The following is a 19,109-nucleotide window of genomic DNA, read 5'->3' as shown; positions in this document are numbered from 1 at the left end:
CACAGCACCCTGGCACAGCGCGCGGCTGCCCGCGTCATGTCCGTTCGCCGTTCACCCGCAGGAGGCATGACGTCATGAGCACCCCGTACCCGTTCACCGCGATCGTCGGGATGACCGACCTGCGGCTCGCGCTGCTGCTCAACGCCGTGTCGCCGGCGGTCGGCGGTGTGCTCGTGCGCGGCGAGAAGGGGACCGCGAAGAGCACCGCCGTGCGCGCGCTCTCCACGCTGCTGCCCGACGTCGCCGTCGTCCCCGTCTGCCGGTTCAGCTGCGATCCGGCCGCGCCGGACCCGGCGTGCCCGGACGGCCCGCACGAGGGCGGTGCCGGGGTCGCCCGGCCCGCGCGGATGGTGGAGCTGCCGGTCGGGGCGTCGGAGGACCGGCTGGTGGGTTCGCTCGACATCGAACGCGCCCTGTCCGAGGGCAAGAAGTCGTTCGAGCCGGGGCTGCTCGCCGACGCGCACCGCGGGGTGCTCTACGTCGACGAGGTCAACCTGCTCCACGACCACCTGGTCGACCTGCTGCTGGACGCCGCCGCCATGGGTGCCTCCTACGTGGAGCGCGAGGGCGTCTCCGTGCGGCACGCGGCCCGCTTCCTGCTCGTCGGCACCATGAACCCGGAGGAGGGCGAGCTGCGCCCGCAGCTCCTCGACCGGTTCGGGCTGACGGTGGAGGTCGCGGCGTCCCGCGAGACCGACGAGCGCGTCGAGGTCGTGCGGCGGCGGCTCGCGTACGACGAGGACCCGGCGGCGTTCGCCGGGAAGTGGGCGGGCGACGAGGACGCGCTGCGGGCGCGGATCGTGGCGGCGCGGGCGCTGCTGCCGTCCGTGGTGCTCGGGGACCGGGCGCTGCGCCAGATCGCCGCGACCTGTGCGGCGTTCGAGGTCGACGGGATGCGCGCGGACATCGTCATGGCGCGGACCGCGACCGCGCTGGCGGCGTGGGACGGGCGGACCGAGGTCATCGCGGAGGACGTCCGCCAGGCGGCGCTGCTGGCGCTGCCGCACCGGCGGCGGCGCAACCCCTTCGACGCGCCGGGCCTCGACGAGGAGAAGCTGGACGACACGCTGGAGCAGAACAGCGGCGGCTCCGACCCGGAGGACGACCCGGAGGACGACCCGGATCCGGAGGGGCCCGACGACGGCGGCGGGCAGCCACCGGAGGGCGGTCCTGAGGGCGGTCCTGAGGACGGTCCTGAGGACGGGCCGGATGCCTCGGACTCTGCCGAGCAGCCGCAGGGCGGCGGTTCGGGGGCCGGCGAGCAGAGTGCGGCTCCGGCCGGTGAGCCGTTCAAGACCAAGGCGTTCACCATCCCCGGCACGGGTGAGGGCGCGGCCGGGCGCCGGTCGCGGGCGCGGACGGCGCACGGCCGGACGACCAGCGCCCGCCGCCCGCAGGGCCAGTTGACGAAGCTGCACCTGGCGGCGACGGTGCACGCGGCGGCCCCGCACCAGAAGGCGCGGGGGCGCAGCGGTCCCGGCCTGGTGGTGCGGAAGGACGATCTGCGGCAGGCGGTGCGGGAGGGCAAGGAGTCGAATCTGGTGCTGTTCGTCGTCGACGCCTCCGGCTCGATGGCCGCCCGGCAGCGGATGACCGCCGTCAAGGGCGCGGTCCTGTCGCTGCTGATGGACGCGTACCAGCGGCGCGACAAGATCGGGATGATCACCTTCCGCGGCGCCGACGCCGAGCTGGCGCTCCCGCCGACCTCGTCGGTCGAGGCGGGCGCGGCGCGGCTGCGGGTGCTGCCGACGGGCGGCAGGACGCCGCTGGCGGCCGGGCTGCTGAAGGCGCGCGAGGTGCTGCGGATCGAGCGGCTGCGGGACGCGTCCCGCCGCCCGCTGCTGGTCGTGGTGACGGACGGCCGGGCGACCGGCGGCCCCGAGCCCGTCCAGCTGGCGGCGCGGGCGGCGCGGCTGCTGAGCGCCGAGGGCGTGGCGTCGGTCGTCGTGGACTGCGAGTCGGGGCCGGTACGGCTCGGCCTCGCGGGCGCGCTCGCGGCCGACCTGGCGGGCACCGCCGTGACGTTGGAGGAACTGCGCGCGGACACCGTGTCCGCGCTCGTACGCGATGTGCGGAGGGCCGCGTAATGCCGCAGGGACAGCCGAGCAGCGTGCCGGACGACGGGCTCACGACGCGCCAGCGCCGCAACCGGCCGCTGACGATCGTGCACACCGGCATCGGCAAGGGGAAGTCGACGGCCGCCTTCGGGCTCGCGCTGCGCGCGTGGAACCAGGGGTGGCCGATCGGGGTGTTCCAGTTCGTCAAGTCGGCGAAGTGGAAGGTCGGCGAGGAGCGGGCACTGCGCGTGCTCGGTGACTCCGGTGAGGGCGGCACGGTCGCCTGGCACAAGATGGGCGAGGGCTGGTCCTGGGTCCAGCGCGACATCGCCGACAGCGAGGAGGCGGCGCGCGAGGGCTGGGAGCAGGTCAAGCGGGACCTGGCCGCCGAGACGTACCAGCTGTACGTGCTCGACGAGTTCGCGTACCCGATGCACTGGGGCTGGGTGGACACCGACGAGGTGATCCAGGTCCTGGCCGACCGCCCCGGCACCCAGCACGTGATCATCACCGGCCGCAACGCGCCGGAGAAGCTCGTCGAGGCCGCCGACCTGGTCACCGACATGTCGAAGGTCAAGCACCCGATGGACGCCGGGCAGAAGGGCCAGAGGGGCATCGAGTGGTGAGGTCCGTCCCCCGCCTGGTCATCGCCGCGCCCTCGTCGGGCAGCGGCAAGACCACCGTGGCCACGGGGCTGATGGCGGCCTTCACCGGGGCGGGCCTGGCCGTGTCCCCGCACAAGGTCGGCCCCGACTACATCGACCCGGGCTACCACGCGCTGGCCACCGGCCGCCCGGGGCGCAACCTCGACGCCTTCCTGTGCGGGCCCGACCTCGTCGCCCCGCTCTTCCTGCACGGCGCGGCGGGGACGGATCTGGCGGTCGTCGAGGGCGTCATGGGCCTGTACGACGGGGCCGCCGGGCAGGGCGAGCTGGCGTCGACCGCGCACGTGGCGAAGTTGCTGCGGGCGCCGGTGGTGCTGGTCGTCGACGCCTCGTCGCAGTCCCGGTCGGTGGCCGCGCTGGTGCACGGCTTCGCGTCCTGGGACCCGGAGGTGCGGCTCGCGGGCGTCATCCTCAACAAGGTCGGCTCCGACCGCCACGAGGCGCTGCTGCGCGAGGCACTGGACGAGTCCGGCGTCCCGGTGCTGGGCGTCCTGCGCCGGGCCGAGCAGGTCTCCGTCCCCTCCCGCCACCTCGGTCTGGTCCCGGTCGCCGAGCGCAGCAGCGAGGCGGTCGGGGCGGTCCGTGCGATGGCGGCCCAGGTCCGCGCGGGCTGCGACCTGGACGCCCTGCTGGCCCTGGCGCGCAGCGCCCCACCGCTGGACGCGGACCCGTGGCCACCCTCGGCCGAGGTGTGGGCGGACGTTCCGCGGGGCGGAACGGGTGGGCACGACGCCACGACGGACCCGCACCTTCGCGGGGTCCGGGGCGGAGCCCCGGTAGTGGCCGTCGCGGGCGGGCCCGCGTTCACGTTCTCGTACGCGGAGCACGCGGAGTTGCTGACCGCCGCCGGCGCCGAGGTCGTCACCTTCGACCCGCTCCGGGACGAGCGGCTCCCCGACCACGCCGCCGCCCTGGTGATCGGCGGCGGCTTCCCCGAGGTGTACGCGCCCGAGCTGTCCGCCAACGAGCCGCTGCGCAAGGCGGTCGCGGCCCTCGCCGAGTCCGGGGCGCCGGTCGCCGCCGAGTGCGCCGGGCTGCTCTATCTGGCGCGGGAGCTGGACGGCCGGCCGATGTGCGGGGTGCTCGACGCGAGCGCGCGGATGTCGGAGCGGCTGACGCTCGGCTACCGCGAGGCGGTGGCGGTCTCCGACAGCGTGCTGGCGCGGGCCGGAACGCGGGTGCGCGGGCACGAGTTCCACCGCACGGTCGTCGAGCCGGGCGCGGGCGCGACGCCCGCGTGGGGGGTGACGCGGCCGGAGCGCCGCGTCGAGGGTTTTGTCCACGGGGGCGTGCACGCCTCGTATCTGCATGTGCACTGGGCCGCCGTTCCGAGCGTGGCCCGAAGACTGGTGGAGAGGTGTTCCGAATGAGCGGTCGGCTGATCGGGGTCGGGGTGGGCCCCGGCGATCCGGAGCTGGTGACCGTCAGGGGGGTGAACGCCCTGCGGGCGGCGGCGGTCGTGGTCGTCCCCGTCATGGACACCCTCGAACGCGGCCGGGCCGAGGCGACCGTGCTGCACTACGTGGAGCAGGAGAAGATCGTCCGGATCGTCTTCGCGCTCAACGAGCGGACCGACCGGGCGCGGCGCGAGGCCGCGTGGGACGCGGCGGGCGAGCAGGTGGCCGAGCTGCTGCGGACGCACGGCACGGTGGCGTTCGCGACGATCGGCGACCCCAACGTCTACTCGACGTTCACCTATCTCGCGCTGACCGTCGGGGAGCTGGTCGGGGGCGTCGCCGTCGAGACCGTTCCCGGCATCACGGCGATGCAGGACCTGGCCGCGCGCAGCGGCGTCGTGCTGGCCGAGGGGACCGAGCCGCTGACGCTCGTGCCCGTCACGGCCGGGTCGGCGGTGCTGAAGGAGGCCCTGGCGGGTCCCGGCACGGTCGTGGCGTACAAGTTCGGCCGGCTGGCGGCGGACGTGGCGACCGCGTTGCGGGAGACCGGCAGGACCGAGGGCGCCGTGTGGGGTTCCGCGCTCGGGCTGCCCGAGGAATCGATCCGGCCCGCCGCCGAACTGCTCGAAGGCCCGCTCCCCTATCTCTCGACACTCATCGTCCCCGCTCGCCGGGACACCCGTGGAGGCAAGCTGTGACCGGCAAGGTGACCATCGTGGGGGCGGGGCCCGGCGCCGCCGACCTGCTGACCTTCCGGGCGGCCCGCGCCATCGCGGCCGCCGACATCGTCATCTGGGCGGCGAGCCTGGTGCAGGCGGAGGTGCTGGAGCACGCCCGCGAGGGCGCGGAGATCCTGGACTCGGCGACGATGTCGCTGGAGGACGTCGTCGCGGTCTACCGGCGGGCGCAGGCCGAGGACCTGCACGTCGCGCGGATCCACTCCGGCGACCCGGCCCTGTGGGGCGGCACCCAGGAGCAGGTCGACCGGCTCGACGAGCTGGGCATCGAGGTCGAGATCATCCCGGGTGTCTCCTCGTTCTCCGCGGTCGCGGCGATCGCGCAGCGCGAGCTGACGATCCCCGAGGTCGCGCAGTCCGTGATCCTGACCCGGCTGGGCGGCGGCAAGACGCCGATGCCGCCGGGCGAGGAGGTACGGGAGTTCGCCCGGCACGGCACGACGATGGCGCTGTTCCTGTCGGCCGCCCGGTCGGGCCAGCTGGTCACCGAGCTGCTGGAGGGCGGCTATCCGACCGAGACGCCGGTCGTGATCGCCTACCAGGCGACCTGGCCGGAGGAGCTGGTGCTGCGCTGCACGATCGCGACGCTGGAGGAGACGGTCAAGGAGCACAAGCTCTGGAAGCACACCCTCTTCCTCGTCGGCCCGGCGCTCGCCGCGTCCGGCACCCGCTCGCACCTGTACCACCCGGGGCACTTCCACGGCTTCCGCCGGGCGGACCCGGTGGCCCGGCGCGCCCTGCGCGAGTCCAAGGCGTAGCCCGCTTGCACCCCCCGACGAAGGGACGGCCTTGAGCCGGACGCCGTACCAGCCGTACGCCCAGCCCGGCCCCCGCGAGCCGGAGCTGCCGCGTACCCCCGGCACGCCCGCGCCCGGCGCGATCACCGTCATCGGCACCGGCACGGGGACCGGTGCCGGCACCGGCGGGGCCGCCACGGCTCCGGCCGGCGCCACGCTCGTGGTCGGCGCGCGCCGCCATCTGGAGGCGGCGCGGCTGCCGGAGGGGGTGGAGCGGATCGTCCTCGGCCCGCTCGCCCCGGCGCTGGACGGCATCGAGCGGCACCTCGGCCCGGCGGGGCGGCCGGACCGGCGGGTGACCGTGCTCGCCTCCGGCGATCCCGGGTTCTTCGGCATCGTCCGGGCCCTCGGCGAGCGCTTCGGCCCGGCGGCCCTGGACGTGCGCCCGTCCTCCCCCTCCATCGCGGTGGCCTTCGCCCGGCTCGGGCTGCCCTGGGACGACGCGGTCGTCGTCAGCGCGCACGGCCGCGATCCGCGCACGGCCGTCAACGTCTGCCGCGCGCACCCCAAGACCGCGGTGCTGACCGGCCCGGGGGCGGGCCCCGCCGAGCTGGGCGCGGCCCTGGCCAGGACCGGCATCCAGCGCACGCTGGTGGTCGCGGCGGCCCTCGGGACGGCGGACGAGACCGTCGAGCGGGTCTCCCCCGCCGACGCCGCCGCCCGCGACTGGAGCGGCGCCGGGGTGAGTGTCGTGCTCTGTCTGGACGAGGCGCGGGTGCTGTCGCCGGTCCAGCGGATCGTCGCGGGACCGCCCGCAGCGCCGGCCGGATGGGCGCTGCCCGAGGCGGCGTTCGGGTACCGCGACTCGATGATCACCAAGTTCGAGGTGCGGGCCCTGGCCCTGGCCCGGCTCGCGCCGCGCCTCGGTGACCTCGTCTGGGACATAGGGGCCGGTTCGGGGTCGGTGGCCGTGGAGTGCGCCCGCTTCGGCGCCGCCGCGGTCGCCGTCGAGCAGACCTCCGACGGGATCGAGCGGATCCGGGCCAACGCGGCGGCCCACAACGTGGACGTGCAGATCGTGCACGGCGCCGCCCCGACCGTGCTCTCCCAGCTCCCGGACCCCGACGCCGTGTTCATCGGGGGCGGCGGGCGCGACCTGTCCGCCATCGTCGGTGCCTGCGCCCGGCGCGCCCGCAGGACCGTGGTCGTCACGCTCGCCGCCGTCGACCGCGTCGGCGACGTGCGCGACGCGCTGTCCGCGGCCGGTCTCGTACCGGACGGGCTGCTGCTGCAGTCCTCCCGGCTGGCGCCGCTGCCGGGCGGCGTCACCCGGCTCGCCGCCAACAATCCCGTATTCGTCCTGTGGGCCACCCGGCCCGGCACCGAAGGAGCAATTCTGTGATCGGCCTGATTTCCGCCACGTCGGCGGGGCAGCGCGGCTGCGAACACCTGGCCGCCGCCTGGCCGGACGAGGTCCGGGTCTACGACGGGCCGGTCCGCGAGGCGGTCGAACGCGCCTTCGGCGAGTGCGACCAGCTGGTGTGCTTCCTCGCCACCGGCGCCGTCGTCCGCCTGATCGCGCCCCTGCTGCGCGGCAAGGACACCGACCCGGGCGTCGTCACGGTGGACGAGACGCACCAGCACGCGATAGCCCTGCTGGGCGGCCACGGCGGCGGTGCGAACGCACTGGCGCAGCGCGTCGCGGACGTGCTGGGCGGCCGTCCGGTGGTCAGCACCGCCACCGACGCCGTCGGTGTGCCGGGCCTGGACATGCTGGGCTGGCCCGTCGAAGGCGCGGTCGCGGCCGTCAGCCGCGCGATCCTCGACGGCGACCCCGTTCGTCTGGACACCCCCCATGGCGTCCACCCCCTTCCCGCTCTGCCACCCAACGTAACCGCCGCCACTGACAGTGACGTCTCACTCGTCGTCACCGACCGTGTAACCAGTGACGATGCGGCCGCCGCCACCGTGCTGCTGCGTCCGCCGTCGCTGGTGGTGGGCGTGGGCGGCAGCCGCGGAGTGTCGGTGGACGAGGTGCTGACGCTGATCGGCGGCGCGCTCGCCGACGCCGGCCTCTCGCCCCGCTCGGTCGCCGCGCTGGCGACCGTGGACGCGAAGGCGGACGAGGCGGGGATCGTCGAGGCCGCCGAGCGGCTCGGGGTGCCGCTGCTGACGTTCGGCGCGGACCGGCTCGCCGGGATCGACGTGCCGAACCCTTCGGAGGCGCCGCTGGCGGCCGTCGGCACCCCGTCCGTCGCCGAGGCGGCGGCCCTCGCGGCGGCGCCCGGCGGCGAACTGCTGGTGCCCAAGCGGAAGTCCGCGCCCGAGCGGGGCGCCGCGATGGCGACCGCCGCCGTGGCGCGGCGCCGCCCGCGCGGCCGGCTCGCGGTGGTCGGGCTCGGCCCCGGCGCCCGCGACCTGCTGACGCCGCGCGCCCGCGAGGAGCTGCGCCGCGCGTCGGTGATCGTCGGCTTGGACCAGTACGTCGACCAGATCAGGGACCTGCTGCGGCCCGGCACCCGGATCCTGGAGTCCGGTCTCGGCGCCGAGGAGGAGCGGGCCCGTACCGCGGTGGAGGAGGCGCGCGCGGGCCACGCCGTGGCCCTGATCGGCAGCGGCGACGCCGGCGTCTACGCGATGGCCTCGCCCGCGCTCGCCGAGGCCGCGGACGACATCGACGTCGTCGGGGTCCCGGGCGTGACGGCCGCGCTCGCCGCCGCCGCGATCCTGGGGGCGCCGCTGGGCCACGACCACGTGTCGATCAGCCTGTCGGACCTGCACACCCCGTGGGACGTCATCGAGCGCCGGGTCCGCGCGGCGGCCGAGTCCGACCTGATCGTCACCTTCTACAACCCCCGCAGCCGGGGCCGCGACTGGCAGCTGCCGAAGGCGTTGTCGCTGCTCGCGGAGCACCGCGAGCCCGGCACCCCGGTCGGCGTGGTGCACGCCGCGTCCCGGCCCGACGAGCGCAGCGAGGTGACGACGATCGAGGCGCTGGACGTGACGACGGTCGACATGGTGACCGTCGTGACCGTAGGCAACACCGCCACCCGCAACGTGGCCGGCCGCATGGTGACCCCGCGCGGCTACCGGTGGCAGGCATGACCGAACGGCATCCCATCCGACGACCGGGAGGTTCCCTGTGACCCGCACCGTCCACCCCATCGAGCAGGAGTCGTTCCGCAGACTGCGCTCCCGGCTCGACACGTCGCACCTGCCGCCGCTGACGCGGGCCGTGGTCGAACGGGTCATCCACTCCAGCGCCGATCTGGAGTACGCCGGCGAACTCGTCTGCGACGAGGACGAGCTGCTGGCCGCGCACGCCGCGCTGCGCGCGGGCGCCCCGATCGTCGCGGACGTCGAGATGGTCGCCGCCGGCATCACCACCCGGCCCGTCGTCTGCCGGCTCAAGGACGGCCGGTCCGGGCCGGACCTGACCCGCAGCGCGCACGCCGTCCGGCTGGCCTACGAGGAGGTCGGGCCCGGCGCCGTCTGGGTGATCGGATGCGCGCCGACCGCGCTGGAGGAGCTGCTGACGCTGGACGCGGCGCCCGCCCTGGTGATCGGCCTGCCGGTCGGCTTCGTCGGCGCCGCCGAGAGCAAGGCCGCGCTGCGCGCCTCCGGTCTGCCCGCCGTCAGCAACATCTCCGAGAAGGGCGGCTCGGCCGTCGCGTCCGCCGCCCTCAACGCCCTGCTCTACACCGAACTCCCCGGCGGTTCCGCCGCCGTCCCGGGTTCCGCAACCACCCCCAGCAACAAGGAGAACTCCCTGTGACCCCGCCCGCACTCCTGCTCGTCGGCCACGGAACCCGGGACGAGGCGGGGGCCGAGGCCTTCCGCGCCTTCGTCCGGCAGCTCGGCGAGCACAACCCGGGACTGCCGGTCGGCGGCGGTTTCATCGAGCTGTCGCCGCCGCCGCTCGCCGACTCCGTCGCCGAACTGGTCGGCCAGGGCGTCCGCAGCTTCGCGGCCGTGCCCATGGTGCTGGTCTCCGCCGGCCACGCGAAGGGCGACATCCCGGCGGCCCTGGCCCGCGAGGAGCAGCGCCACCCCGGCACGTCCTACACCTACGGCCGCCCGCTGGGCCCGCACCCGGGCCTGCTGACGATCCTCGAACGCCGGCTGGACGAGGTGCTCGGCGACGACGACCGCTCGGACACCACCGTGCTGCTCGTCGGCCGCGGTTCGACGGACCCGGACGCCAACGCCGAGATCTACAAGGTGGCACGCCTGCTGTGGGAGGGCCGCGGCTACGCGGGCGTCGAGACGGCGTTCGTGTCGCTGGCCGCGCCGGACGTGCCCTCGGGCCTCGACCGCTGCCGCAAGCTGGGCGCCGGCCGGGTCGTCGTGCTGCCGTACTTCCTGTTCACCGGGATCCTGCCGGACCGGGTCCGCGACCAGGCCGCCGAGTGGGCCGCCGCGAATCCGGAGACCGACCTGCGGCAGGCGGCCGTCATCGGCCCGGAGCCGGAGCTGGCCGACCTGGTGATGGAGCGCTACCGCGAGACGCTCAAGGGCGATCTGCGGATGAACTGCGACTCCTGCGTCTACCGCGTCAAACTGCCCGGTTTCGAGGACCGGGTCGGCGCTCCGCAGCAGCCGCACCACCACCCCGACGACCCGTCGGGCGGTCACGGCCACCACCACGGCCACCATGCCCACTCCCACTGACCGCTCCCGCGGTGCCGACGTCAGCGACGTTGATGACGTTGCCGACGGGGACGGCAGGGACGACGGGGACGACGGGGCCGGCTACGACCTGCGGCACCACGGCGACGCGGAGGTGCGCGACGACGGCGGGGTGCTGACCGACCTCGCCGTCAACGTCCGCTCCGGTACGCCCCCGGCGTGGCTGAAGGCCGTGATCGCCGCGTCGCTCGACGGCCTGGCCGCCTACCCCGACGGGCGGGCGGCCCGTGCCGCCGTCGCCCGGCGGCACGGCCGGCCGGAGGACGAGGTGCTGCTGGCGGCGGGTGCGGCGGAGGCGTTCGTGCTGCTGGCGCGGGCGTTCGCGCCGCGCCACGCGGTCGTGGTGCACCCGCAGTTCACCGAACCCGAGGCAGCGCTGCGCGACGCCGGGCACCGGGTGCACCGGCTGGTCCTGGACGCCGCCGACGGCTTCCGCCTCGACCCGGCGGCCGTCCCCGAGGACGCCGACTTCGTCGTGCTCGGCAACCCGACGAACCCGACGTCGGTGCTCCACCCGGCCGGTGTCGTGGCACGGCTGGCCCGGCCGGGCCGGACCCTGGTGGTCGACGAGGCGTTCATGGACGCCGTACCCGGCGAGTCCGCCTCGCTGGCCACCCGCCGCGACGTGCCCGGACTCGTCGTGCTGCGCAGCCTCACCAAGACCTGGGGGCTGGCGGGGCTGCGGATCGGCTACGTTCTCGCCGGGGCTGAGGACATCGCCCGGCTGGGGCGGGCGCAGCCGCTGTGGGCGGTCTCGTCGCCGGGGCTGGCCGCCATCGAGGCCTGCGTCGCGCCGCGGGCGCTGGCGGAGGCGGAGCGGGCCGCGGCCGACATCGCGGCCTGCCGCGCGTATCTGATCGACCGGCTGGGCGAGTCCGCCGGCGTGCGGGTCGCGGGCACGCCCGCCGGGCCGTTCGTCCTGGTCGAACTGGCGCGGGCGGCGGCCGTCCGCGAGCGGCTGCGCGACCTCGGCTTCGCCGTCCGCCGCGCCGACACCTTCCCCGGGCTCGACGCGCGGTGGCTGCGGATCGCCGTACGCGACGCCGCCACCACGGACGCCTTCGCCGAGGCCCTGGCCAAGGCGCGCGGCTCCGTACCGGAGGAGGAGAACCCGGCGGAGGGGAACCCGGCGAAGGAGGGGAACCCGGGGGTCAGCCCTTGACGCCGAGCGCCTGCAGGTCCACCCCGCCCAGCGCCGGGTGGAGGTAGACGTTGGTGAGCCGCGCCGACCGGTAGTTCAGCTCCCGCACGTACATGTACGGGAGCAGCGTGCCGCGGTCCTGCGAGGTGGAGTCGACGGTGCGCCACACGCTGTCCGCGGAGTTCCGGTCGGTCTTGGCGTCCGCCTCGTCCATCAGGTCCTTCAACTGCTGGTCGGCGAGGGCCGCGTAGTTGTTCGGGCTGCCGGTCAGCAGCAGCGGCCGCAGGAAGCCGGCCGCGGTGGGCCAGTCGGCCTGCCACGTGGTGAGGACGATGCCCCAGCCGCGCTCCTTGAGCTTCTTCTGGTCGGACAGCGCCCCGTAGAAGTCCGCCGGCTCGGGGTACTCGGCCTTGGCGGTGATCCCCACGGCGGCCAGCTGGGTGCGCAGGCTCTCCACGACGGCCTTGGTCCGGGGATTGCCGCTGGCCGTGGCGATCGTGGTCGAGAAGCCGGACGCGTGACCGCAGTCGGAGAGCTGGCGTTTGGCGAGGTCCGGGTAGGCGCGGCCGTTGGCCGTGCCGTAGGTGTTCAGGTGCGGGTCGTAGCCGCCGACCGTCGGCGGCAGCATCCCGCCCGCGACATCCCCTGCGTCCTTCCCGCCGCCCGCGTCGCGCAGCACCGTGCGGTTCGCGGCGTACTGCACCGCCCACCGGCACCGGTAGTCGTTCAGCGGCGCGACGGCGGTCTGCAGGGAGAAGTACCGGACGGCCCCTATCAGGGCGGAGTCCGTGTTCGCCTTGAGGCTGTCGCTGGCGAGGATCTTCGTGCGGGTGGCGTCCTGGACGCCGACCTGTCCCGGGTCCAGGTCGGCCTCCCCGCTCAGCAGGGCGGCGTCGACCGCGTCGGAGCTGGCCGCGACCGTGAAGTCGACGACGTCCGGCAGCGCCGTGCGGATGCCGTCGGTGGTCGGATCCCACTTCTCGTTGCGCACCAGGCGCAGCTTCTTGTCACGGTCGTACGTGGCGATCTTGTAGGGACCGCTGGCGACCGGGAGCTTCTCGTAGTTGCCCTTGGTGTCCTTCGCCTGCGGCACCGGTGAGGCCATCGGCAGCGCCAGAACGTACGGGAAGTCGGCGAAGGGCGCGTCGAGATGGAAGACGACGGTCTGGTCGTCGGGCGTGAGCACGCTCTTGAGGCCCAGCTGTTCCGGGTCGGTGTCCTTGTACGGGCCCGCGTAGGACTGGCCCTGGTCGAGCAGGTCCCGCAGGTGCGTGGGGCCGCCGCTGTACAGGTCGGTCGCGAACGTCCGCTCGATGCCGTACTTGATGTCCTTGGACGTGATGGCCGTGCCGTCCTCGAACGTCACGCCCTTCTTGAGGGTGTACGTGTACGTCCGGCCGTCGTCGCTGATGGTGCCGGTGGTGGTGGCGAGGTCCGGTGCCAGCACCGTCCCCGCCTGCCCGGGCTGCGGGGCGAAGTCCACGAGCTTGCGCATCAGGAGCCGGTCCAGGTTGAAGGACAGGGGCGAGTAGGAGCGCGCCGGGTCCAGCGAGTCCGGGGCGTAGAACGACATCAGCTTGAGGGTGCCGCCCTTGACCGTGGACGGGTTGACGGTGCCGGTGACGGCCCCGTTGAACCCGGTGGCCGGGTGGCGCTGGTCGATGAGGTCCATGGCCGTGACCTGGTGCTCGGGCGGGCGCGACGAGGAGCCGAAGCGGACGGCGAGGACCGTGCCGACCGTCAGCACCACGGCCGCCGCCACCGCGATCAGCGCGCGCCGCCGCGCCTTGCCGCGCCGCGGACCGGCCGGCGGCGTGCCCCAGCCCGGCGCCGTGTACGCCTCGCCCGGCCGCTGGGAGACCGGCGGCATGAGCTGCGGCACCGGCGTGTGCGGTGGTGTGTGCGGCGGGTTGTAGGCCGGGTGCAGGGGCAGGGCCGGACGCGCGACCGGGGCCGGGGCGGGTGGCGGGGCCGGGGTGGCGCTCCGGGGGGCGGCGAGCCAGGCGTTCAGGTCGTCGCGCATGGCGGCGGCGCTGCGCGGGCGCAGCGCGGGGTTCTTGGAGAGCGCGGCGATGACGACCGCGTCCAGCTCCGGCGGGACCGCAGGGTTCCGCGCGGAGGGCGGTTCCGGGGTGGAATGCACGTGCGCGTACATCACCGTGAGCGGCGTCGGGCCGGGGAACGGGACGGTGCCGGTGAGCAGTTCGGTCAGCATGCAGCCGACCGCGTACAGGTCGCTGCGCGCGTCGACCTCGCGGTCCTCGATCTGCTCGGGCGACATGTAGCCGGGGGTGCCGAGGGCGGATCCGGTGCCGGTGATCCGGGTCAGCGAGTGCACGACCCGGGCGATGCCGAAGTCGGCGACCTTGATGCCGCCGGTCGACGTGATCAGGACGTTGGACGGTTTGACGTCCCGGTGCACCAGCCCGCGCGCGTGCGCGTGGGCGAGCGCGTCCAGGATGTCGCAGGTGATCCTGACGGACCGTTCGATATCGAGCCTGACCTGGCTGCGGGCCAGGTCCGCGAGGGTGCTGCCGTCCACGTACTCCATGACGAGGTACGGCACGATGTCCTCGTCCGTGCGCACCTCGTCCTGGTCGTGGACGGTGACGATGCCGGGGTGGTTGAGTCCGGCCGCGGCGCGGGCCTCGCGGGCGAAGCGGCGCCGCGCCTCGGCGTCCCTCGCCAACTCCGGCAGGAGGGTCTTGACGGCGACGGTCCTGCCGAGCCTCGTGTCGTACGCGAGATGGACCCTTGCCATGCCCCCGGAGCCGAGCAGCTCCCGGATCTCGTACCTGCCCCCGAACAGCGCGCTGTCCATCGCGTCCCCCGACCCCCGGCCCGTCCAGCGGACCCCGTGACCCCTGAAGCGAACCCCGAAACGAAACCTGCGAACCCTGTGCTTGCTCTCCCCTGGACACCACAGTAGAGGGCGCCGCCGACACTACGGCGTCGCCCTCTACTATTCCCCCTCCGAGCCCCTCAGGTCCCCCTCACTCCCCCGCGGGCCCCCGTCCGGTCGTCACCGGACGTCTACGCGGCGGCCTCCGCGTCCGCGACCGCCTGGGCCGCCTTGCGGCGGCGCGACGTCAGGTACAGCGCGCCGCCGCCGACCGCCACGAGCCCGGCCGCGCCGGCGGCGAGCAGCGGGGTGTTCGAACTGCTGCCGGTCTCCGCGAGGTTCTGCGTGGTGGGGCCGGTCTGCGGCTGGGACCCGCCGCTGCCCCCGGTGCCGCCGGAGCCGCTCGCGCCGCTCGATCCACCGCTCGCGCCGGAGTCACCGCCGGAACTGCCGCCGGAGGCGCCACCGCTCGTGGTCCCGCCCGAGGTGCCGCCGTTCGTGGCACCCCCGTTGGCCGTGCCGCCGTTGGTGGTTCCGCCGTGGGTGGTGCCGCCCGTGCTGGTCCCTCCGTGGGTGGCGCCCCCGGTGGTGCCGCCGTGGGTGGTCCCGCCGGTCGTCGGGTCGACCACCTTCGGTGCCTCGCAGGTCGCCTTGACCAGCGTCACGGTGCCGCTGACGTCGGCGACGTTCAGATTGCCGGGGTTGACCTTCACCTTCAGCTCCAGGCCGGTGGCGGCGGCCGTCCGCGTCGTCGTCTCGGTCTTCGACAGGTCCAGGCTGACCTCGCCGACCCCCGGCACCGCCACCTTCGTCGTCCCGGTGGCGGTCAGGGTGATCTTCTTGTTGAGCACCCACACGCCCGCCAGGGTGGCCGAGGCCGTCGGCTTCCGGCCCGCCTCGCAGGTCGCCTTGGAGGTGACCGCCTCGATCCTGATCAGGGACAGCGCCGGCAGGCCGGGCAGGTGCACCTCGGCGCGGGCCAGGTTCGCGTACCCCTCCGCCTTGTGCGTGTCGGCCGTCGCGCGGGCGGTGGCGACGTCCGCCCGCAGCATGCTGAACGGCTTGCCGTTGTCGACGCCCGCCAACTGGGCGGTGAGCGCGGTCTCGTCGGCGTCGGCCGGCGCCTTCACATCGTTGAGCGAGACGTTCAGCGGCACGTCGACCGTCTTGTTCAGCAGCGATACGTCGAGACCCGCGCGCAGGACGGTCGCGGTCGACTTGCCGCTCTCCGGGCGGCCGCCGGAGGTGCCCCCGGCATTGCCGGAGGGATGCGCCTGGGCCGCCGGGGCGACGACCAGCGCACCTGCCGCCAGCGCGACGGCCGCGCCCAGGGCGGCGGCCGAACGGCGTGCGGGCAGGCTGAAGTTGGAGCTGTACACGGTGGAACCCCCACGAGTGGCTTGGAGTCAGCGGCGTCGCTTGAGGGGACAACGCGTCCGCCGGTGACCTCGGTCCCGCAATATTTACGCACTGAGAGTGAACTGGCGACTACCTGCAGCTAGTTCACCCATACGGGTGGTTTCCGGCACTGTCTTCGAATCTCGCTGCACGTCCGTTCCCAACTGTCACCCGTGTCACGTGATGACGGCCCCCACCTCCGTTGACGCGCCGTGGCGCACGCGGTGGTGCTCAACGATCCGCACCCGCTCCACGTAACGCTGCGTCAACCGGAGTCCCCTCAGCCCACCACCCGGCCGCGCAGCACGACGCGCCGCGGATCGGCCAGCACCCGCACGTCCGCGCGCGGGTCGGCGGCGTACACGACCAGGTCGGCCGGGGCGCCTTCGGTGAGCCCGTCGCGGCCGAGCCACTCGCGGGCGCCCCAGGTCGTCGCCGAGAGCGCCTCGACCGGCGACAGGCCCGCCAGGACGAGTTCGGCGACCTCGTCCGCGATCAGGCCGTGGGCCAGCGAACCGCCCGCGTCGGTGCCCGCGAAGATCCGGATGCCGGCGTCGTGCGCGGCGCGCACCGTGTCGTGCCGGCGCTCGTGCAGCCGCCGCATGTGGGCCGCCCAGCGCGGGAACTTGGCCTCGCCGCCGGCCGCCATCGCCGGGAACGTCGCGATGTTGACCAGCGTCGGGACGATGGCGACCCCGCGCTCCGCGAAGAGCGGGATGGTGTCCTCGGTCAGCCCGGTCGCGTGCTCGACGCAGTCGATCCCGGCCTCCACGAGGTCGCGCAGCGAGTCCTCCGCGAAGCAGTGCGCGGTGACGCGGGCGCCCTCCTCGTGGGCGGCGGCGATGGCGTCCTCCAGCGCGCCGCGCGGCCAGCAGGCCGTCAGATCGCCGGCCTCGCGGTCGATCCAGTCGCCGACGAGCTTCACCCAGCCGTCGCCGCGCCGCGCCTCCCGGCGCACGTACGCCGCCAGGTCGCCCGGCTCGATCTCGTGCGCGTAGTTGCGGATGTAGCGGCGGGTGCGCGCGATGTGCCGGCCGGCGCGGATGATGCGCGGCAGGTCCTCGCGGTCGTCGATCCAGCGGGTGTCGGAGGGCGACCCGGCGTCGCGCAGCAGCAGGGTGCCGGCTCCGCGGTCGGTCAGCGCCTGCTTCTCCGCGGTCTCCGCGTCCACCGGGCCGTGCGTGTCGAGGCCGACGTGGCAGTGCGCGTCGACGAGGCCGGGCAGCGCCCAGCCCTCGACGGTGGTCACCTCGCGCGCACCGGCCGGCCGGTCGTAGGAGATCCGGCCGTCGAGCACCCACACCTCGTCCCTGACGTCCTCGGGCCCGACCAGCACCCGGCCCTTGACGTGCAGCGCACCGCGACCACCCATGACACTCATGCCCAGCACCCTAAAAGGTCGGAGGTACGCTCGCGACGGCACCCTCGGGCCCGCCACGGCCCGCCGGTCCCCCGGCCCCCATCACGCACGGAAGAGACACATCGTGACGCACCCCCTCCTGGACCTGCCCGCGCTGACCGCCGCCCGCTTCGCCGGGATCGAACGCCAGGTCGCGGCGCTGCTGGACACCGAGCAGGACGTCGTCATCACCCAGGGCGAGGCGCTGCTGCCCCTGGAGGGGTGCATCCGCGGCGGGGCGCGGCCCGGCTCGGCGGCGCTCAACGTGGTGACCGGCCCCTACGGGAAGACGTTCGGCGACTGGCTGCGCGACGCGGGCGCCGAGGTCGTCGACCTGGCCGTGCCGTTCCACGGGGCGGTGAGCGCCGAGCAGGTGGAGCGCGCCCTGGCGGAGCACCCGGAGATCGACTTCGTCTCGCTGGTGCACGCCGAGGCGGCCACCGGCAACACCAACCCGGTGGCGGAGATCGGCGAGGTGGTGCGGGCGCACGGCGCGCTGTTCATGCTGGACGCGGTCGCGTCGGTGGCCGCGGAGCCGCTGCTGCCGGACGCGTGGGGCGTGGACCTGTGCGTCATCGGCGCTCAGAAGGCGATGGGCGGCCCCGCGGGGGTGTCGGCGGTCTCGGTCAGCGCCCGCGCCTGGGAGCGCATGGCGGCCAACCCGGCGGCGCCGCGCCGTTCGTACCTCTCCCTCCTGGACTGGAAGGAGCGCTGGATCGACGCCGGGCGCGCCGCGCTGCCGCACGCGCCCGCGCAGCTGGAGATGCTGGCGCTGGAGGCGTGCCTGGAGCGGATCGAGGCCGACGGCCTCGACGCGGTGATCGAACGGCACCGGGCGGCCGCGGCCGCGACCCGCGAGGGCGCGCTGGCGATCGGCGGCGGCCTGGAGCCGTACGTGCACGAGGTGCGCGACGCCGCGCCCGTCGCGACGACGCTGCGGGTGCCCGCGGGCACCGACGCCACCGCGCTGGTGGCGAGGGCGCTCGCCCTGGACCCGTCGGTGCCGCTCGTCGCGGGCGGCGGCGCGCTCGCCAAGGAGATGGTCCGCGTCAACCACTACGGTCCCGCCGCGGACCCGGCCGTGGTCGCGCGGAGCCTCGCGGCGCTGGGCACGGCGCTCTCCGGCTGACGCCGGTCGCCGTCGGTTTCGGCCGGCCGGCAGGCTTCACTTCCGGGGAATTCGCATTCCCTCCGAGATATCGGAGCCGAATTCCCCGGACTTATTCTTCCGTCTGACTCCTGCCCAGCCCTCCACGGACCAAACCCGTCAATTCCGCTCATCCCCCTGAGCCGATCCGGCCGTGTGACAGAGTCCACATCAAGATCAAATCACCCGGTAATATCAGGATATAGCACCAGTTCTCACCACGGTTTTGGCCACCCGCGCCCGTTCGCGCGATAACACGAGCACCCGGCCGCGCAAAGGGCTCAGCCCCATGCAATTCCACTTTTAGCTCGGTAAGTTCGTTCCGCATGAACGCCGCTACGGAATTGAAGGCACCGATCGCCCCCGCATTCCTCGACACTCCCTCGGTCGACGACGGCGGAGCGATGTGGCGCATAGCCCGCGATTCACGGACGCTCGACCTGAACTCCTCGTACAGCTATCTCCTGTGGTGCCGCGACTTCGCCGCCACCTCGGTGGTCGCCCGCGACGCCGACGGGGCCCCGGTGGGCTACGTGACCGGCTACATCCGCCCCGAGGCGCCGCAGACGCTGGTCGTCTGGCAGGTGGCCGTCGACGCCGAGCAGCGCGGCCGGGGCGTGGCCGCCGCCATGCTCGACCACCTGGCGGCGCGCGTCGCCGCCGGCGGCGTCCGGCTGATCGAGACCACCATCACGCCGGACAACACCGCCTCGCAGCGGCTGTTCACCTCCTTCGCCGAACGCCACGGCGCTCCGGTCGAGCGCGACGTCCTCTTCCCCGGCGCCCTGTTCCCCGACGGGCACGACGCCGAGGTGCTGTTCCGCATCGGCCCGACGGCCTGACGCGACGAGCGGCCTGACGCGACGGACGGCCTGGCCCGACCGCCTGACGCGGCCGTGT

The 19,109-nt window shown here is 74.5% G+C and carries 15 protein-coding genes; 12 read left to right on the top strand and 3 right to left on the bottom strand.

Features of this window, described 5'->3' with window-relative positions; all coding sequences use genetic code 11:
* The first annotated feature begins 74 nt into the window (after positions 1–74).
* The 10 genes from ABZ721_RS21300 to cobC all read left to right on the top strand — a co-directional run bounded on the left by ABZ721_RS21300 (position 75) and on the right by cobC (position 11,444).
* A complete protein-coding gene (locus ABZ721_RS21300; RefSeq protein ID WP_358790208.1) occupies positions 75–2,087 on the top strand; it encodes a putative cobaltochelatase in 2,013 nt (670 codons plus the stop codon).
* Positions 2,087–2,683, top strand: a complete 597-nt coding sequence (gene cobO / locus ABZ721_RS21295; RefSeq protein ID WP_358790207.1) for a cob(I)yrinic acid a,c-diamide adenosyltransferase — start codon at positions 2,087–2,089, stop codon at positions 2,681–2,683. The genes ABZ721_RS21300 and cobO overlap by 1 nt, the downstream gene beginning before the upstream one ends.
* Positions 2,680–4,092, top strand: coding sequence for a cobyrinate a,c-diamide synthase (locus tag ABZ721_RS21290; protein ID WP_358790206.1), 1,413 nt, complete (start codon positions 2,680–2,682; stop codon positions 4,090–4,092). Before cobO ends, ABZ721_RS21290 begins: the two co-directional genes overlap by 4 nt.
* A complete protein-coding gene (gene cobI / locus ABZ721_RS21285; protein ID WP_358790205.1) occupies positions 4,089–4,817 on the top strand; it encodes a precorrin-2 C(20)-methyltransferase in 729 nt (242 codons plus the stop codon). Before ABZ721_RS21290 ends, cobI begins: the two co-directional genes overlap by 4 nt.
* Positions 4,814–5,614 (top strand): precorrin-4 C(11)-methyltransferase, encoded by an 801-nt coding sequence (gene cobM, locus ABZ721_RS21280; RefSeq protein WP_358790204.1) that lies wholly within the window; start codon positions 4,814–4,816, stop codon positions 5,612–5,614. Before cobI ends, cobM begins: the two co-directional genes overlap by 4 nt.
* A 130-nt stretch (positions 5,615–5,744) precedes the next feature.
* Complete coding sequence (gene cbiE / locus ABZ721_RS21275) at positions 5,745–6,995, top strand: precorrin-6y C5,15-methyltransferase (decarboxylating) subunit CbiE (RefSeq protein WP_358790279.1); 1,251 nt, start codon at positions 5,745–5,747, stop codon at positions 6,993–6,995.
* Positions 6,992–8,698: a precorrin-3B C(17)-methyltransferase gene (cobJ, locus tag ABZ721_RS21270; RefSeq protein WP_358790203.1), complete on the top strand. Its 1,707-nt coding sequence runs from the start codon at positions 6,992–6,994 to the stop codon at positions 8,696–8,698. Before cbiE ends, cobJ begins: the two co-directional genes overlap by 4 nt.
* A gap of 37 nt (positions 8,699–8,735) precedes the next feature.
* Positions 8,736–9,368, top strand: a complete 633-nt coding sequence (locus ABZ721_RS21265) for a precorrin-8X methylmutase (RefSeq protein WP_358790202.1) — start codon at positions 8,736–8,738, stop codon at positions 9,366–9,368.
* Positions 9,365–10,264 (top strand): sirohydrochlorin chelatase, encoded by a 900-nt coding sequence (locus ABZ721_RS21260; protein WP_358790201.1) that lies wholly within the window; start codon positions 9,365–9,367, stop codon positions 10,262–10,264. Before ABZ721_RS21265 ends, ABZ721_RS21260 begins: the two co-directional genes overlap by 4 nt.
* A complete protein-coding gene (gene cobC, locus ABZ721_RS21255; RefSeq protein WP_358790200.1) occupies positions 10,248–11,444 on the top strand; it encodes an Rv2231c family pyridoxal phosphate-dependent protein CobC in 1,197 nt (398 codons plus the stop codon). The genes ABZ721_RS21260 and cobC overlap by 17 nt, the downstream gene beginning before the upstream one ends.
* On the opposite strand, the gene ABZ721_RS21250 is transcribed toward cobC, so the two are convergent.
* From ABZ721_RS21250 to ABZ721_RS21240, 3 genes are all read right to left on the bottom strand, one after another.
* Positions 11,434–14,244, bottom strand: a complete 2,811-nt coding sequence (locus tag ABZ721_RS21250; protein ID WP_358790199.1) for an ABC transporter substrate-binding protein — start codon at positions 14,242–14,244, stop codon at positions 11,434–11,436. The two genes, cobC and ABZ721_RS21250, sit on opposite strands and share 11 nt — an antisense overlap.
* 212 nt (positions 14,245–14,456) lie before the next feature.
* Positions 14,457–15,644 (bottom strand): SCO1860 family LAETG-anchored protein, encoded by a 1,188-nt coding sequence (locus ABZ721_RS21245; RefSeq protein ID WP_358790198.1) that lies wholly within the window; start codon positions 15,642–15,644, stop codon positions 14,457–14,459.
* A gap of 299 nt (positions 15,645–15,943) precedes the next feature.
* Entirely contained in the window at positions 15,944–17,035 is a 1,092-nt protein-coding gene (locus ABZ721_RS21240) for an amidohydrolase family protein (RefSeq protein WP_358790278.1), read from the bottom strand.
* Between the two features lie 112 nt (positions 17,036–17,147).
* Here ABZ721_RS21240 and ABZ721_RS21235 point away from each other — a divergent pair, with 112 nt between their 5' ends.
* Together ABZ721_RS21235 and ectA are read left to right on the top strand one after the other, a co-directional pair.
* Positions 17,148–18,191, top strand: a complete 1,044-nt coding sequence (locus ABZ721_RS21235; RefSeq protein WP_358790197.1) for an aminotransferase class V-fold PLP-dependent enzyme — start codon at positions 17,148–17,150, stop codon at positions 18,189–18,191.
* Between the two features lie 344 nt (positions 18,192–18,535).
* On the top strand, positions 18,536–19,051 hold the full coding sequence (ectA, locus tag ABZ721_RS21230; RefSeq protein WP_358790196.1) for a diaminobutyrate acetyltransferase: 516 nt from the start codon (positions 18,536–18,538) through the stop codon (positions 19,049–19,051).
* The last annotated feature ends 58 nt before the right edge of the window (positions 19,052–19,109 follow it).

This window comes from Streptomyces sp. NPDC006733 (assembly GCF_040636125.1).
Classification (GTDB): Bacteria; Actinomycetota; Actinomycetes; order Streptomycetales; family Streptomycetaceae; genus Actinacidiphila.
This window is presented reverse-complemented; position numbering and strand designations above follow the sequence as displayed.

What these genes read in the sequence shown, in the direction of transcription:
- ABZ721_RS21300 (WP_358790208.1), top strand. Translation starts at nt 75, where the DNA reads ATGAGCACCCCGTACCCGTTCACCGCGATCGTCGGGATGACCGACCTG.
- cobO (WP_358790207.1), top strand. Translation starts at nt 2,087, where the DNA reads ATGCCGCAGGGACAGCCGAGCAGCGTGCCGGACGACGGGCTCACGACG.
- cobI (WP_358790205.1), top strand. Translation starts at nt 4,089, where the DNA reads ATGAGCGGTCGGCTGATCGGGGTCGGGGTGGGCCCCGGCGATCCGGAG.
- cobC (WP_358790200.1), top strand. Translation starts at nt 10,248, where the DNA reads ATGCCCACTCCCACTGACCGCTCCCGCGGTGCCGACGTCAGCGACGTT.
- ABZ721_RS21250 (WP_358790199.1), bottom strand. Translation starts at nt 14,244, where the DNA reads ATGGACAGCGCGCTGTTCGGGGGCAGGTACGAGATCCGGGAGCTGCTC.
- ABZ721_RS21240 (WP_358790278.1), bottom strand. Translation starts at nt 17,035, where the DNA reads ATGGGTGGTCGCGGTGCGCTGCACGTCAAGGGCCGGGTGCTGGTCGGG.
- ectA (WP_358790196.1), top strand. Translation starts at nt 18,536, where the DNA reads ATGAACGCCGCTACGGAATTGAAGGCACCGATCGCCCCCGCATTCCTC.